The sequence below is a fragment of the Mycolicibacterium arseniciresistens genome, assembly GCF_030519285.1.
GTDB classification, from domain to species: domain Bacteria; phylum Actinomycetota; class Actinomycetes; order Mycobacteriales; family Mycobacteriaceae; genus Mycobacterium; species Mycobacterium arseniciresistens.
This window is the reverse complement of the sequence record NZ_JAUMSQ010000203.1, coordinates 1-458: the sequence shown is the minus strand read 5'-3', so window position 1 is coordinate 458 and position 458 is coordinate 1. Positions and strand designations below refer to the sequence as shown.

The following is a 458-nucleotide window of genomic DNA, read 5'->3' as shown; positions in this document are numbered from 1 at the left end:
GAGCCGCCGACCACCGGGGCGCACAGCACCACCAGCAGGCCGGCCGTGCGGGCCGGGAGGTAGTTCAGCACGTCGTCCAGACGCGCCGCGGCCCAGCCGAAGTTCGCATAGCGCGGCGAGCGGTGCCCGATCATCGCGTCGAGGGTGTTCGCGCCGCGGTAGACCAGCACGCCGGGCACGCCGGCCACCGTCGCCCACCACAGCGGCGCCACCTGCGCGTCGGAGGTGTTCTCGGCGATCGACTCCACCGTCGCTCGCGTCAGGCCCGCGGCTTCGAGCACCGACGGGTCACGGCCGCAGAGTGACGGCAGCAGCCGGCGGGCCCCGGCGAGGTCGCCGGCCTCCAGCAGCGCCGACATCTCGGCTCCGACCTGTGCGAGCGACGTACCGCCGAGCGCGACGAACGTCGCCAGGCCCGTCACCGACGCGGTCACCAATCCGCCGCCGCGCCGCGACGT

General features: G+C 75.1%; 1 protein-coding gene. It reads right to left on the bottom strand.

Features of this window, described 5'->3' with window-relative positions; genetic code table 11:
* Window positions 1-458: cobalamin biosynthesis protein (locus Q2100_RS21750; protein ID WP_302915728.1), on the bottom strand; the 458-nt coding region annotated here is incomplete at both ends.